This is a genomic window from Liquorilactobacillus sicerae (assembly GCF_029916425.1).
Classification (GTDB): Bacteria; Bacillota; Bacilli; order Lactobacillales; family Lactobacillaceae; genus Liquorilactobacillus; species Liquorilactobacillus sicerae.
In genome coordinates this window covers 1-15,777 of record NZ_JAHAVQ010000022.1, presented here as the reverse complement: position 1 = coordinate 15,777, position 15,777 = coordinate 1, and the positions used below count along the sequence as shown (strand labels likewise).

Below are 15,777 nucleotides of genomic sequence, written 5' to 3'. Positions count from 1 at the left end.
TTGGATTTCCTTTGTGAGTCCTTTATTTTGTTTTAGCGTTGCACTTAAAGTGTAAATTCAAGGCATAAAATAAAAATCGGTACTTAGGATAGAAAAATTTCTATCAGTACCGAATATTATAGAACCGAAAGAAACCCCTAATATCTATAGTGTAGATATTAGGGGTTATTTATCTTTTATTATTAGTAATGGTCCTTAAGAAATGGGGCTAAATTGAATTGTTAATCGTTGATTAGTTGCTTGTGCAATCTCAGATAATACCTTAGTTGAAGCATTCATTGATCCATTTTCAATTCTAGCAATGGTTGATTGTGGTTTACCAACTAAAGCAGCAAATTCACGTTGACTCATACCCATATTTTCACGGAGATCACGAACTTTAACCGCTACCTCTAAGTTGATATTTTCTTGTTCAACGAGTTTCGCAAAGCCAGGATTGTCTTTACTTCTTTCAGCAACATATTCATCAATTTTACTCATTATTGTGCCTCCTTGTTAAAATACTGGCTTCGTCGATTCCGAGCAATCTTCTTTTCACTTTCTGGCGTTTTTTGCGTTTTTTTAGTAAAAGCATTGGTGATTAAGTACTGAGATCCTTGTACTTGAAAATAGATAGCTCTCTGAATATTTGAAGCTCTCTTAGAACGAATTTCATAGAGATTGTTTTCTAGTTTTTTAACCCATAATTGACGTTCTGTGATAATTAGACCGTTATTTTCAATATTTTGAATGGTCGCAATTAACTTGGCAGCATCTTTATCAGGTAGTTGATCTAAAAATTGTTTAAACTCATTCCAATCATAGTAGTCAAATTTTATTCTTTTCATAGTTATATGATAGCAAATAAGCCATCAAAAAGCAAATAAGTTATTGCACAAGTATGTGTCAAGTTTCTCTCGGTAGCTCCAAAAATTGAACTTTTTCTTATTTTTGCCATTCTAAAATATCTTTGCTAGTCTTCCAATCGCTCGAAAGAAGTTCCTAACACTTCGCATAATAAGCTCAAAAATAATCGTAAGATTTTAAGCTCTGCTTCCAATAAATCATTTGAATTCTTTAAAATTTTCACAATTTCTGATACAATTTCAGTCATAGAGGGACGCTCCTTCTCCTTGTTTTTAGTTGATTCAATTAGAAGGATAGCGGCTTTCTTTTTATTTGCCGTTTTTACAACAGATTAGAACGGTTAATTTAGCAATGCGGCCATTGGTGATTTAACGAACGTTTACGGGATCAATGTTGATCGGGTCAATATTGATGAATTGACACCATCGGTAGCCATCCAAGAAGCCATGGATAAGCAATTGACAGCCGATCGGGAGCGAATTGCCACGATTGCAAAAGCTGAAGGTGAAGCTCAAAATATTAAATTAACAACGGATGCTAGAAATCGGGCATTGATTGAAACAGCTCAGGCGCAAGCCCAAGCAACTCGCACCCAAGCAGATGCCGAAAATTATCGGATTGCTAAAGTTGCGGCAGCTTTAAAAGAAGTTGATGAAAATTATTTCAAAGATCAAAGCATTGCGGCTTTTGTTAAGCTTGCCAATTCAAACAGCAATTTGGTAGTCATGCCCAAAGACGAAATCACTAGTTTAGGACAGGTCCCAGTCATTAAAAAAATGTTGGAACAAGAGTAAAGGTGAAGGGGTAAAGATATCCAAATAATTTTTCGGCTAGGATTAAATAATCAATTGCCAATTTTTCTTAATAATTATCAAATTAGAAGAAAAAAAGCAGCTCAAAATTCTATCAGTTTTAGAATTTTGAGCTGCTTTTCATTGATCAGTTAGGTTTTTCATATTCTTTGGGAAATTATGCGTAATTGAAAATTATAAATTTTTTTATTTTTTTGCTATCGCTTCAATTTCAACTAATGCTCCACCAGGTAAGGCCAAAACACCAATAGCTGAACGTGCTGGCAGAACTTCAGTTTCTTTAAAAAACTCAGTGTAGACCTTATTTATTTTGTCAAAATCTGAAATACGGGTCATAAAGATGGTTACTTTGACAATATCGTTAACTTTAAAGTTTGCCTTAGCTAAAACTGCTTTCAAATTTTTCAAGGCTTGTTTTGCTTGCTCAGTGACTTCTTCACTAATAAAATTTCCAGTTTGTGGATTTAAACCAATTTGTCCAGAACAATAAATTGTTTTACCGACTTTCACTGCTTGTGAATATGCCCCTAATGCCTGAGGGGCTTCGCTAGTTGTAATTGCTTTCTTCATAGTTAATATTCCTCCTAAAGTTATACCATCATTTCATACAAAATTTTATTTTGCTGTAAGTCAATATAATTGGGGTCAAAAATTCTCATTCGTTTTTTTAAATCATTTATTTGTTTCACTTTTCCCAGCCGGATTCCAATCAAAACTGGTCCAGTCTCTTTATTCATTTTTTTAGTATATTCAAACTTGGTAATATCATCTCCAATCCCTAAAACTTCGGTCACGAATTCTTTAAGTGCACCTGGACGTTGAGGGAACTTAACAATAAAGTAGTACTGTTTACCTTCGTAAATTAATGAACGTTCCTTTATTTCTGGTATTCGTTCAATATCATTATTTCCACCGCTAAGTATACAAACCACATTTTTACCCTCAATTTTAGTTTTATAATTATCTAGTGCTGAAATGCTGAGTGCTCCTGCTGGTTCTGCGACAATAGCTTCACGATCATATAATTCCAAAACGGTTGTACATACATGACCTTCTGGAACAGTTGTTAGTTGATCCACATACTTATTGGCATTAGCAAAAGTTAAATTTCCAACTTTTTTCACCGCGGCACCATCGACAAATTTATCCATTTTTTTTAAGGGTACTGGATAATTTGCTGCAAAGGCTTCTTTCATTGAAGCAGCACCTAAAGGCTCTACGCCAATAATTTTTGTTGTTGGACTGACTCCTTTTGTGTAAGCACCAACTCCACTAATTAATCCACCACCACCAATTGTGCAAAATAAATAGTCAAATTTAAGATCAGCCTGAATTGCATCATCTAATAATTCTTTAGCCAAAGTTCCTTGCCCAGCCATTGTGTTTAAATCATTAAACGGCGCAATAAAAGTTAGATTTTTTTTATGACAATATTTTTCAGCAGCTTCTGCGGTTGCATCAAAAGTGTCACCTACTAATTCAATAGAAACATTTTCTTTGCCAAAAAATTTAACTTGATTTATTTTTTGTTTAGGGGTAGTTACGGGCATGAAGATTGCTGCTGGTATTTTTAAGTGGTGTGCTGTCCAAGCTACTCCTTGAGCATGATTTCCTGCACTCGCACAAACAACACCTTTTTGTCGTTGCTTTTCAGGTGTTTGTAAAATTGAATAGCAAGCACCTCGAAGTTTGAAAGATCTAACTTTTTGTAAATCTTCTCGCTTTAAATACAAATTACAATTGTATTTTTGAGATAAGTATTCATCATATTGTAAGGGCGTATGCGTAACATAGGACTTTATGATTTTATAGGCGTTTTCAACGTCTTCTTGTTGCAAGTATTTTTTTCCCACAATTTGAACCTCCTTAAAAAATTAATTTGTAATTGAAATTTTAAAGTTACCATCTAGGCTGAAACAGGATAGTAACAATCCGATTTTGTTGAAAAATAAAACACAAGTTACTCTTTTGAAGTATACCTGAGTTGTTTAAAACTAAGATACAGGGGAGAACTTGTGTAATTTAACATGTTCAAGATTATACCTGCTTAAAAAGCAAGATTGCGGTTTTTGATCAACTCAATTGTTTTGTCCAAGGTTATTCCAGAGCTCAACTATCGATGTCATTCTAAGACTTTTTCAAAGTGACTAAGCAAATTTCTACACTTTGATTATATTGCGAGTTTTTTGTGCGCACTTTGCAATGGTGATGATGGTCTGACATTCTAACTTAGAAACAGTGAGAATTGAGCGATACTGTTCCAATGGATGATCTATTTTTTAACTTAACCGTAATTTGCCTGATGTCACGCTATTAATGCAGTTATTAACTAATTTAATTGAATATTTTAGCTGAGATCATTCATTAGCAAAGAAAATAACTGAATGTTTAAATCAGTTTTGAAAGCCAAGTGATTGAATAACCCATTTCAGTTTTGAAGAAAATAATAAAATTGATGGTATACTAAAGTTGCATATAATTTAATTTACTGCCCAAAGTAAGTTTTAATATGCGAAAGTATCGGCTTTAAAAATACCGATGCTTTTTTATTTGTATGCAACATTTGTTTCTACCTCTCAGATAAATTATTTTTTAAAGTCAACGTTTTTTGTTTCTTTAACAGTCAACAAAGAAATCAAACAAGCGACAGCCATAATTCCTAAATACAGACCAACTGATTTAATTCCCCAAGTAGCTGCCAACCAAGTAGCGATTGTTGGGGTAAAAGCAGCTCCAACAATTGCAGCTAGATTATAAGCAATACCAGAACCAGAATAACGGACGTCTGTTTTGAATAATTCTGGTAAAATAGCACCAACTGGTCCAAAAGCAATTCCCATTAGTGCAAAACCGATAACTAAGAAAGCAGCAGCTCCCAAAAAGTTACGATGTCCCTGAAGTAAGTAAGGAAAGAGAATTGAAAAGACGACTAATGCAGCAGATGAGGAAAGCAAAACTTTTCTCCGTCCCCATTTATCAGCATTAAGCGAGGCGATAACAATGAATGCAGCAAATACAAAAACTGCTCCCATTAAAAGAAATAGATATTCACGATTACTGAAACCCAAAGTACTGGTTGCATAGGCTAGAGACCAAGTAGCAAGTGTGTAAAATAAAGTATAAGTAACGGCTACGATAAATGTTCCTTGGATCAATTGACGCCAGCTGGTTTTTAAAACTTTTGCCAATGGGGAACGAGTAACTTTATTATTCTTTTGAGCTAAACGGAATAATGGAGTTTCTTGCATTCTGGTTCTGACCCATAAACCGACAACAACTAAGAGAGCTGAAGCTAAGAATGGCACTCTCCACCCAAACGCAATCATTTGAGCAGGTGTTAAAAAGCTTTCAAGTACAAAAAACAGTCCATTACTTAAAAAGAATCCTAACGGTGCTCCAAGTTCAGGAAAGGCACCATAAAGAGCTCTTTTTTCGTCAGGAGCATTCTCAGTAGCAACTAAAGCTGCACCTGACCATTCACCGCCTAAGCCAATTCCTTGAACGAAACGGCAAGTACACAAAAGCAAAACGGCCGTAAGACCTAAAGTGGCATAGCTTGGCAATACACCGATCAATATCGTTGACACCCCCATCAAAAGCAAGGAAACAACTAAAGTATTTTTTCGCCCAATTTTATCTCCAAAGTGGCCGAATACAAATGCGCCTAACGGTCGTGCGACAAAGGCAACACCGAATGTTAGCAAGCTTAGAATTGTTGCAATTGTAGGAGTGACTTCTGGGAAAAATACTTTTGGAAAATACGCAGCAGCTGCGGTTCCATAAGCGTAAAAGTCAAAGAATTCAATTGCAGTTCCAATCATTGAAGCAAAAATAACAGTCTTAACAGAATCTCTTTTAATTAAATCTCCATCATATGTTTCGTTAACAACATTGTTCATTAAAAAATCCCCCTATACTTTTTAAAACATAAAATAAAAACTTTTTTCCCCCCTCAATTACTAGAATCATAAAAAATAAAAGAAGGCTAGAAACTGTTGACAGTTTCTAGCCTTTGCTAAACTGCCCGCCTATTTTGCGGGCAAGAAAATGCAGCCCGCATTATCAAATAATAATGGCGCTGATAATAATATTAATTTGAATAAGGGCTGTATTAACGCTTAGCATTTATAATCATTCCTTTATTTTTTAATCAAGTGTTAATATACAGCTTGAATTTGTATATGTCAAACATTTTTTTGATTTTTCTTAAAAAATAAAAGATTAACAGCAAAAAAAATTATGAAAAGGCTGCTAACATTAGTGGTATTCTTTTTAAAATAAAAAAAAGAAAAATAATTTTCAAAAAAAGTGTTGACATGAAGCAGAAAAGTTTGTAATATTACACCATGAAAATTAATTAAATTTAATGGTTATCTAATAATAGATTGATCATTGATATGTTAGTTTCATTTGACTTTTTTAGGGGGAGTAAATATGAAATTAGCGTACAAGATGGTTATTTGCCAAAAATGTGGTCATGAAGTTCCTTCAGGAAATTATTGTGCACATTGTGGTAAAAGATTTGTGAGTAGTAACTGTGTAGAAAAAATTGATGTTGATGTTTGTGTTAACTGTGGGTCTTTAAGCCCAGATCAAAATTATTGTTCTGTTTGTGGATACTTTAAGAATAAAAAGCATTTATTTTAGAAAGATTAAGGAGTGTGGATCACATGCTACAAATTGGTAATTTAATTCAAGTGATTATTATTCTCATTAGCCTAGTCATTATCAAATTGCGTGTGTGTGATTTAATGCCAAGGCTCTTTTGAGTTTGCTTGGAAATTAATCCCACCGCGTAAGGTTAAAAATAGCGGTGGAAAGACATCCATCGCGTTATTGATGGGTGTCTTTTTTATGTTTTTATTGGAAATGCTTAAGGAGGTGATGCTACGAACTGTGAATTAAGTCCATTACAAAGGAAGTGATAATTTGTTAACGAAAGTTGAGAGAAACCAAAGTCATGATTTAGTTGAAAAAATTGGCTCCGACATATTACTGGATGAACTTTTAAAGCAAAAAGTAGAATTGATTTTTGGCTATCCAGGTGGTGCAGCACTACCAATTTATGATAGCTTGTATCGCAAGGCAAGACTTAATATTTTATTTCGTCATGAACAAGGAGCGGTTCATGCAGCTGAAGGCTATGCTAAAGTTAGTGGGAAGCCAGGGGTGGTTATCGTAACTTCGGGACCTGGAGCGACTAATACTGTTACTGGACTAGCAGATGCCAAAGCCGATTCAGTTCCGCTGATTGTATTTACTAGTCAAGTAACAACAACAGCCCTAGGAACCAATGCTTTTCAGGAAGTTAACATTGTTGAAATTTCTAAACCAATTACTAAAAAAAGTTATCAGGTGAGAGATATCAACGATTTAGCTCCGACAATAATAAAAGCTTTCGAGTTAGCTACAAGCGGAAGACCTGGACCGGTGTTGGTGGATCTTCCTAAAAACATTTTGACAGCTAGGACAAAACAAGCAACAGCAAGCTTTGTCTCTAAGATGGGGAATTCTTATAGAATACCGGTAGATTTGATTAATGAACTAAAACAGGCTCGAAGACCACTATTACTTATTGGAGGAGGTATTCCTAATGAAAAGACAGCTGCTATTCGACAATTAGTACAAAGATGTCATTTGCCGGTTGTTTCTTCAATGTTGGGGTTAGGGATAATTTCCAATGATTGTCCATTATTCTTAGGAATGGCAGGAATGCATGGAACATATGCTGCTAATATGGCTTTGGCAAAATGTGACTTTCTTTTGAATATTGGTAGTCGTTTTGATGATCGACTTGCAACTAAACCTAAGGAGTTCGCACCGCATGCCAAAATTGCTCATGTAGATATCGATCCTCATGAGTTGAATAAAATTATTCAGACAGATTTTAAAATTTTAGCTGATGCCCGGGTGGTTATTGATCAATTAAATGAATTGCTTGATGAACCATTGGATATTAATAGTTGGTTGCAACAGGTAAAACAATGGAAAAAAGATTTCCCATATCACTATCGAATTCAAAAGGGAGTTATTAAACCTCAACAAATCGTTGAAAAAATTGGCAAGCTTACCCATGGCAAGGCAATTGTTGTGACCGATGTTGGGCAACACCAAATGTGGGTTGCTCAATATTATCCATTTTCTTTACCTCATCAATTAATAACCAGTGGGGGTTTAGGGACAATGGGATTCGGTTTACCAGCAGCAATTGGAGCTAAATTTGCTGCTAGTCAGGCAACAGTTGTTTTGTTTGTTGGTGATGGTGGCTTGCAAATGACTATTGAAGAACTTGATGTTATCAAGCAGTATAACCTGAACATAAAAATAATTCTTTTAAATAATCATGCTTTGGGTATGGTTAGACAATGGCAAGATTTATTTTATGAAAAAAGACGTTCCAAAACGATTTTTATTCACCAGCCCGATTTTGTAGGAATTGCAAAAAGTTATGGACTTAAAAGCTTAAGACTTAATCCAGATAATTGGGAAAAAACATTGGCAGATGCTTTTTCCCAACCCCAAACAGTATTTATTGAGGTGCCAATCCCACAACAAGAAAATGTTAAGCCTATGATTGCTCCAGGAACAGCTAATCATGAGCTAATGGGATTTAAATAATTTGAAGATTAGTCTTAAATTTAGGGTAAAACAAACCATTTCAGAACGCATTATAATTATTAAAATATTTAATAATTACAATTCATTTTACACGATTAAACAGATATTTTAAAGTAATTTACTTGAAAATTAATATAGGGGGATTTTTTAATATGACAGTTAATATGCTATACGATAAGGATGTAACAACAAATTATTTAGAGGGTAAAAAAGTTGCTTTTATTGGTTATGGTTCTCAAGGACATGCTCAGGCAAATAATCTTCGCGACTCAGGCTTTGATGTTATTGTTGGTGTTCGCAAAGGTAAGTCATTTGATAAAGCAAAAAAGGATGGCTTTGAAGTTTATTCAGTTGCTGAAGCAGCTAAAAAAGCAGACTGGGTACAGATGCTTACTCCAGATGAAGTAATGCCAGAAGTTTATAAAAAAGAAGTTGCTCCTTATCTCAAAGCAGGTAATGTGTTGGGCTTTTCACATGGATTTAACGTACACTTTAAAGAAATTGTTCCTCCTAAGGACGTTGATGTTGTAATGATGGCTCCAAAGGGTCCAGGTAACTTATGCCGCAGAACATATATGGAAGGCTTCGGTGTGCCAGCACTTTATGCTACTTATCAAGATGCATCGGGACATGCGGAGGATCTAGCAAAAGAATTTGCTAAAGGAAATGGTGCGGCTCATGCTGGACTTTTAAAGACAACCTTTAAAGAAGAAACTGAAGAAGATTTATTTGGTGAACAAAATGTTTTAATGGGTGGAGTTACATCACTAATCGAAACAGGTTTTGAAGTTTTAGTTGAAGCCGGATATTCTCCAGAATTGGCATATTTTGAAGTAGATCATGAGATGAAACTCATTTGTGATTTGATCTACGAAGGTGGTTTCGCTAAAATGTATAAAGATTGCTCAAATACTTCAGAATATGGTTCATATACCAGAGGACCAAAAGTAGTTAATGAACAGTCAAAGGAAGCTATGAAACAGAACTTGCGCGAGATTCAAGATGGTTCATTTGCTAAGGAATTTATGGATGATTATCGGAATGGCTTCAAAAAACTTTATGCATATCGCGCAGAAATGGAACAATCAAAACTGCAAAAAGTTGGTGAAGAATTACGTGCTAGAATGCCATTTGTTAAAGCAGAAGATAAATACAGTGATTAATTAGAATAGTAACTGATAATAAAAAGACCAAATACAAAATAGGTGGAGAATGTAGTAATTGATGTAGTAGTTAATGTATATAAACTTTCCCTAATTTTGAATAATCTGATATTGGAAATTGAGACAAATTTATTAATTTGTCTCAATTTCTTATACATAAATGGAAAAATATTTTGGGAGGAAAAAATTGAAGACGATTCTATCTTTTGATAATGTTACCTTAAAAAAAGGTAAGCGAGAAATTTTAAAAAATATTAATTGGAAAATCAAAGAAAAAGAAAACTGGGCAATTCTTGGTTTAAATGGAGCTGGGAAAACTACAATGCTTAAAATGATTCATGGAGATTTATGGCCTTCAGCAGGGAAATTAGAAGTTTTGGGAGGTGTTTTTGGACATACTAACATACCAAACCTGAAGAAAAGGATTGGTTGGGTAAGTACAGCGCTTCAAGATTGGCTACATCCTTCAGATACAGCGGAGTTTATTGTGTTGTCAGGAAAGTATGCAACAATTGGAGTTTATGAAAAATATGCTAAGAAAGATTTAGAAAAGGCAAAAAGTTATTTGGCAAACATAGGCGGGGCAAAATTAATTGGTAAACCATATCGAATTTTATCGCAAGGTGAGCGGCAATTAGTTATGCTGGCAAGAGCTTTAATGACACAGCCGGAATTATTGATTCTGGATGAACCATGTAACGGACTCGATTTATTTGCTAGAGAACATTTATTGGAAAGTGTATCACAATTGTCAAATCAACCCAACAGTCCTGCACTTTTAATGGTTTCACATTACACAGAGGAGCTCCTTCCGTGTTTTGAAAATGTGATGATGCTTAAGCAGGGTGAGGTTTTTGCTCAAGGAAAGCGAAAAAAGTTGTTGAATAACGAGAACTTAGCTCTTTTTTATGATCATCCAGTAAAAATTTTTAAAGCTGCTGATCAACGTGTGATTGTTTATCCAGCAAAGCAGTTTTAATAGGTATTAAAAAAGATGAGGTAAACTAACCTTATCTTTTTTTTGTAGGGTGCGTCTGGCATGAATGAATACTGGGCAATGAAAATTCGCTGTATGTGGAACAGTACGTACGGTGGGATGACCCATCTCCTATTACTCGATTAATGGATGTTCATTATTAATTAAGCAAGTAAGAGAAAAGCTTAAACCATTAGAGAAAAATTCAAGTTAAATTATTTTGCTTAAGGCAATAATCTTGAATTAACAAGCTTACCTGAGTAATAAAAATTAACAACGTTTAAAAAAGTAGGAATAAATAAGGCCCCTAGGACGGAAGCCTAGAGACCCTACTTGATTGACTTTTAGATTAGACAAAAAGCATTATCATTGAATTTGAAAGTTAATTATTAGCCTTAGCATTTGCTTTCATTTCTTCAACAGTTTCAGTTGTATGTTGACGCCACCATGAAGAAAGGACTGAACCGGAGACATTGTGCCAAATAGAAAAGATTGTGGAAGGAATTGCTGCCATTGGTAAGAAGTATTTCATTGCCAATGTTGCTCCCAAACTTGAGTCTTGCATTCCAACTTCAAAGGTAATAGCCTTTCGTTGAGGTTGCTCTAAATGAATTAGTTTTCCAAATAAGTAACCTAAAGCATAACCAGTCAAATTATGTAACATAACGACTGGTATGATCAGCGCAGTCTGTGAGGTAAATAAGTTTGCATGATTAGCAGCAAAAACAGCGCCTAAAATGGCTAAAATTGCTACCTGTGAAATTAAAGGTAAAGCTTCTTTTACTGGCATAATTTGCTTACTGAAGAACGTATTGATAAGAACACCCAAAATGATTGGCACAACTACAATCTCAAGGGTACTAAGAAATAGCGAGTAAGCTGGGACAGCAACATATTTGCCTGCATAGACTTGCAACATTAATGGCAACATAATTGGTGCTAAAAGCGTTGATAATGCTTCAATTGAAACATCTAATGCAACATCTCCTCTAGCTAAATAGGCCATTACTCCTGAAGAAGTTCCACTAGGACATGAACCAACCAAAATAACGCCAACAGCAACAGCTCCTTTTAAATCAAAAATTTGACAAAGAAGCCAAGCAACAAAAGGCATAATTACGTAATGAGCAACTGTTCCTAACAAAACTGGAATTGGTCGCTTAACGATACGTTTAAAATCATCCTTTGTTAAAGTTAGACCCATACCAAATAAAACGATTCCTAAAAGATATGGTGTTTTAGTGGTAAGCCACATACTTAGACTAGGTACCAAGTAATTACAAAAAGCCCAGACAATAACTAAAAGAGTGAACCACTTACTCATCCAGTTACCTGCTCTTTCTACTTTATTCATGAAAACTCCCCCTATGATGTTTTCTTTATTGATTTATCAAAGCTGTTCAAAGTTCTTTAAAACTGCTCCGGTATTAGCGGATGTTACCAGTGATTGATAGCGAGCTAAATAACCAGATTTCACTTTAGGTGTGAATTTTGGAAAATGTTTTCTTCTTTCATTCAATTCATTGTCTGATACATTTAAGTTGATTTCCCGCTTATCTAAGTCAATGGTGATTGAGTCTCCGTCTTTGATCAGTGCAATTTCACCACCAGCAGCCGCTTCAGGTGAAACATGTCCAACACAAATACCATGAGAAGCCCCAGAAAAACGGCCATCAGTGATTAAGCCAACAGTTCTGCCTAAACCACGACCAACTAAATCTGAAGTAGGTGCTAACATTTCTGGCATTCCTGGACCACCTTTTGGTCCCTCGTAGCGGATAACTACAACGTGTCCTTCTTTGACAGTACCATCATCGATAGCTTCAACTGCTTCATCATGCGAATTAAAGCAAATCGCTTTCCCGGTAAAGGAATGAATATCTGGATCGACCCCGCCAGCTTTGATAACAGCACCATTTTTGGCAATATTACCTTGGAGAATTGATAAACCACCTTGCTCAGAGTACGGAGCATCAAGGGGTTTGATAATTTCTTGATTCTTGACTTCACAACCAGCAACATTTTCACGGAGTGTCTTACCGGTTACAGTTAAACGATCAGGATGAAGCACATCACCCTTTTGAATCAGCTCGTTTAGAATTGCGGGTATTCCACCGGCTTCATGAACATTTTGCATGGTATAAATAGATGAAGGAGCAATCTTAGCAACAAATGGAGTCTTTTTAGCTATTCGATTGATATCACTTTCTGAATATGGAATACCAGCTTCATTAGCAATAGCTAACCCATGTAAAACGGTATTGGTGGAACCGCCCATTGCCATATCTAAGGCGTAACAATCGTCAAAAGCCTCTTTAGTCATAATATCGCGCGGTTTTATGTTATTTTTTACAACATACATGACTTGTCTAGCGGCAGCTCTGACTAATTCTTTACGTTGCTCGGAATCAGCTAAGGCAGTTCCATTGTATGGAAGCGCCATTCCTAAAGCTTCCATCATTGAGTTCATTGAATTAGCAGTAAACATACCAGCACATGATCCACATCCTGGACAAACATTTTGTTCAAATTGAACAAGCGTTTTTTTATCTATTTTGCCACTCTTGTAAGCACCAACAGCTTCAAACATAGTTGACAAAGTTGCTTCTTTCCCATTTAATGGATTAACTCCTGAATGCATGGGGCCACCTGAGACGAATACGGAAGGTACATTTGTTCGAGCAGCAGCCATCAACATACCTGGAGTTATTTTGTCGCAATTAGGCATAAATAAAACACCATCAAACCAATGAGCGTTAATCATGGTTTCAGCAGCATCAGCAATTATTTCTCGACTTGGGAGAGAGTACCGCATACCTGCATGGCCCATAGCAATTCCATCATCAACACCAATTGTATTAAATTCAAATGGAATTCCACCAGCCTTGCGAATTTCATCTTTTGCAATATCGGCTAATTTCCGCAAATGGATATGACCAGGAACGATTTCAACGTATGAATTACAAACGGCTATGAAAGGTTTTTTCATATCCTCAGAGTTCTTAACCCTTCCAGTTGCATACAGTAAACTTCTAGCGGGCGCTTGGTTAACGCCGGCCTTGATTTTATCACTTCGATGTTTGAGTTCATCACCACTTAAAGAAAAACTCAGTGTGTCTTCTGACATTAAATATTCCCCCTAGATTTGATTAATTAATTAAGAGTAACAAAACACCCTATAAAGCAATTAACTTTATAGGGCGTTTCCGCGGTACCACCTATCATTTGCTTTTGATAAATAGTATCAAAAACCTCAACGTATAGTTTTTCAACAATACTTAGCCCCTATAATGGAAGGTAACCAGTAAAAATTACTTTGTTCACTTTTACTACTCAGAGGTGATAAATAATAAAGTTTAATTTAGCTTTTTTCACCGAACAAGCTTCTCTTTTAAATTAAATAATTCTATTATTGTCCTCATCAATGCGTTACTTTTAATTAATTTATTTATAATTTAATCCCCTCTTATTAAGATGTCAAGGCTTAATCTAAAAAAATTCTTAGATTAATTGCTCAAAACGGATAAAAACTTTTTTTAAAAAGAATTTTAAAGTAGTACTTCAAAATATTGTTTTTAGATGAGAATTTGAATTTTAAAGAATGGAATGCAAGTTTTTTCTGAAAAATAGATGAGAATACTTGATTTTATGCTAAAAGTTAGGTATTTTAGAAAATAAAAATTAAAAAAGGAGCGTTTATTGTAATGTCAAATTGGGATACCAAATTTGCTAAGCGAGGTTTTACATTTGATGATGTCTTGTTGATTCCAGCTGAAAGTCATGTTTTACCAAATGATGTCGATTTGAAGGTTCAATTAGCCGACAACGTCAAATTAAATATCCCGGTCATCAGTGCAGGAATGGATACGGTGACCGAGTCGGCAATGGCGATTGCGATGGCTCGTCAAGGTGGTTTAGGGGTAATTCATAAAAATATGACGATTGAACGTCAGGCTGATGAAGTACGGAAAGTTAAGCGTTCAGAAAATGGCGTCATCATTGATCCATTTTTCTTAACACCAGAGCATACAGTTGCTGAAGCAGAATCATTAATGAAGAATTATCGCATCAGTGGTGTCCCAATTGTTGATACTTTGGAAAATCGTAAATTTGTAGGCATCATTACTAATCGGGATTTACGATTCATTGAAGACCATCAACAACCAATTGGTGGAGTTATGACAAGAGAGAACCTGATCACCGCTCCAACAGGGACCTCCTTACAAACGGCTAAGAATATTTTGCATAAACATCGGATTGAAAAATTACCAATGGTCGATCAAAACGGTCGCTTGACTGGTTTAATTACCATTAAGGATATTGAAAAAGTGGTCGAATTTCCTCATGCTGCCAAAGATGAACATGGTCGTTTACTTGCTGCAGCGGCAGTCGGCGTTACCAGCGATACTTTTGAAAGAGCTCAGGCATTGATTGATGCGGGCGTTGATGCAATCGTGGTGGATACAGCCCATGGTCATTCAGCTGGTGTGATCCGCAAGATCAAAGAAATCCGCGAACATTTTCCAAAGGTAACTTTGATTGCTGGGAATGTTGCAACAGCTGCAGCTACCAAAGCTCTTTATGATGCGGGCGTTGATATTGTCAAAGTAGGTATTGGACCTGGTTCAATTTGTACGACGCGGATCATTGCCGGAGTTGGTGTTCCACAGTTAACAGCAGTTTACGATGCAGCCAGTGTTGCACGTGAATATGGAAAAACGATTATTGCTGATGGTGGAATTAAATATTCTGGTGATATTGTTAAGGCTTTGGCTGCTGGTGGTAATGCAGTTATGCTAGGCAGCATGCTGGCAGGAACTGATGAAGCACCAGGTGAAACCGAGATTTATCAAGGTCGGCGTTTCAAGACTTATCGTGGCATGGGCAGCCTAGCAGCGATGGATAGCAAGCATGGTTCATCTGATCGTTACTTCCAAAGTGGAGTCAATGAAGCTAATAAGTTAGTACCAGAAGGAATCGAAGGACGTGTTGCTTATAAAGGCAAAGTCTCCGACGTTATTTATCAAATGGTTGGTGGCTTACGCGCTGGAATGGGTTACGTTGGCGCACCAAATCTTCAGGATCTGCAAGACAATTCTCAATTTGTCCGGATTTCAAATGCTGGGTTACGCGAGTCTCATCCGCATGATGTTCAAATTACCAAAGAGGCTCCAAACTACAGTAAATAAGTAGAAAAGAATGAAACTGAGGGAATAACTTCTCCTCAGTTTTTTTGGTTCTTTTTCAAGTAGTACTGATAAATAAAATTGCTTAACTTGCAATTTCAATTGGTATAGCTGAATTATTAAGCTATCTGTTCTGCGGAATGGATGGCTTTTTTGATGTAATAATGATAATTTAA

General features: G+C 35.8%; 13 protein-coding genes and 1 pseudogene. 6 read left to right on the top strand and 8 right to left on the bottom strand.

The window, feature by feature from the left end; genetic code table 11:
- Positions 1 to 195: 195 nt before the first annotated feature.
- The 3 genes from KH893_RS10805 to KH893_RS10795 form a co-directional block, all read right to left on the bottom strand.
- Positions 196 to 480: a helix-turn-helix domain-containing protein gene (locus KH893_RS10805; protein ID WP_281166141.1), complete on the bottom strand. Its 285-nt coding sequence runs from the start codon at positions 478 to 480 to the stop codon at positions 196 to 198.
- On the bottom strand, positions 480 to 827 hold the full coding sequence (locus KH893_RS10800) for a type II toxin-antitoxin system RelE/ParE family toxin (protein WP_281166140.1): 348 nt from the start codon (positions 825 to 827) through the stop codon (positions 480 to 482). Before KH893_RS10800 ends, KH893_RS10805 begins: the two co-directional genes overlap by 1 nt.
- A 125-nt stretch (positions 828 to 952) precedes the next feature.
- On the bottom strand, positions 953 to 1,093 hold the full coding sequence (locus KH893_RS10795) for a hypothetical protein (RefSeq protein ID WP_281166139.1): 141 nt from the start codon (positions 1,091 to 1,093) through the stop codon (positions 953 to 955).
- Positions 1,094 to 1,202: 109 nt separating this feature from the next.
- On the opposite strand from KH893_RS10795, the pseudogene KH893_RS10790 reads away from it, so the two are divergent.
- Positions 1,203 to 1,640 (top strand): annotated as a pseudogene (locus KH893_RS10790) (SPFH domain-containing protein); the annotation flags it as partial.
- A gap of 204 nt (positions 1,641 to 1,844) precedes the next feature.
- On the opposite strand, the gene KH893_RS10785 reads toward KH893_RS10790, so the two are convergent.
- The 3 genes from KH893_RS10785 to KH893_RS10775 form a co-directional block, all read right to left on the bottom strand.
- The gene (locus tag KH893_RS10785; protein WP_281166138.1) at positions 1,845 to 2,228 is read right to left on the bottom strand and encodes a RidA family protein; all 384 of its coding nucleotides are present in this window, start codon (positions 2,226 to 2,228) and stop codon (positions 1,845 to 1,847) included.
- Positions 2,229 to 2,248: 20 nt separating this feature from the next.
- On the bottom strand, positions 2,249 to 3,511 hold the full coding sequence (gene ilvA, locus KH893_RS10780; protein ID WP_281166137.1) for a threonine ammonia-lyase IlvA: 1,263 nt from the start codon (positions 3,509 to 3,511) through the stop codon (positions 2,249 to 2,251).
- 732 nt (positions 3,512 to 4,243) lie between these two features.
- A complete protein-coding gene (locus tag KH893_RS10775; protein WP_281166136.1) occupies positions 4,244 to 5,557 on the bottom strand; it encodes an MFS transporter in 1,314 nt (437 codons plus the stop codon).
- A 535-nt stretch (positions 5,558 to 6,092) separates the two neighbouring features.
- Here KH893_RS10775 and KH893_RS10770 point away from each other — a divergent pair.
- From KH893_RS10770 to KH893_RS10755, 4 genes are all read left to right on the top strand, one after another.
- A complete protein-coding gene (locus KH893_RS10770) occupies positions 6,093 to 6,305 on the top strand; it encodes a zinc ribbon domain-containing protein (RefSeq protein WP_281166135.1) in 213 nt (70 codons plus the stop codon).
- A 282-nt stretch (positions 6,306 to 6,587) separates the two neighbouring features.
- The gene (ilvB, locus tag KH893_RS10765) at positions 6,588 to 8,276 is read left to right on the top strand and encodes a biosynthetic-type acetolactate synthase large subunit (protein ID WP_281166134.1); all 1,689 of its coding nucleotides are present in this window, start codon (positions 6,588 to 6,590) and stop codon (positions 8,274 to 8,276) included.
- 152 nt (positions 8,277 to 8,428) lie between these two features.
- Positions 8,429 to 9,439, top strand: coding sequence for a ketol-acid reductoisomerase (gene ilvC / locus KH893_RS10760; protein WP_281166133.1), 1,011 nt, complete (start codon positions 8,429 to 8,431; stop codon positions 9,437 to 9,439).
- Between the two features lie 187 nt (positions 9,440 to 9,626).
- Positions 9,627 to 10,418 (top strand): ABC transporter ATP-binding protein, encoded by a 792-nt coding sequence (locus KH893_RS10755; protein WP_281166131.1) that lies wholly within the window; start codon positions 9,627 to 9,629, stop codon positions 10,416 to 10,418.
- A gap of 379 nt (positions 10,419 to 10,797) precedes the next feature.
- Here the strand turns inward: KH893_RS10755 and KH893_RS10750 are convergent, their stop codons facing one another.
- Both KH893_RS10750 and ilvD read right to left on the bottom strand, forming a co-directional pair.
- Positions 10,798 to 11,769 carry a bile acid:sodium symporter family protein gene (locus tag KH893_RS10750; RefSeq protein WP_281166130.1) on the bottom strand — a complete coding sequence of 324 codons (972 nt, stop codon included), beginning with the start codon at positions 11,767 to 11,769 and terminating at the stop codon, positions 10,798 to 10,800.
- A 36-nt stretch (positions 11,770 to 11,805) separates the two neighbouring features.
- The gene (gene ilvD, locus KH893_RS10745) at positions 11,806 to 13,542 is read right to left on the bottom strand and encodes a dihydroxy-acid dehydratase (RefSeq protein ID WP_281166129.1); all 1,737 of its coding nucleotides are present in this window, start codon (positions 13,540 to 13,542) and stop codon (positions 11,806 to 11,808) included.
- A gap of 577 nt (positions 13,543 to 14,119) precedes the next feature.
- On the opposite strand from ilvD, the gene guaB reads away from it, so the two are divergent.
- Complete coding sequence (gene guaB / locus KH893_RS10740) at positions 14,120 to 15,604, top strand: IMP dehydrogenase (RefSeq protein WP_281166128.1); 1,485 nt, start codon at positions 14,120 to 14,122, stop codon at positions 15,602 to 15,604.
- The last annotated feature ends 173 nt before the right edge of the window (positions 15,605 to 15,777 follow it).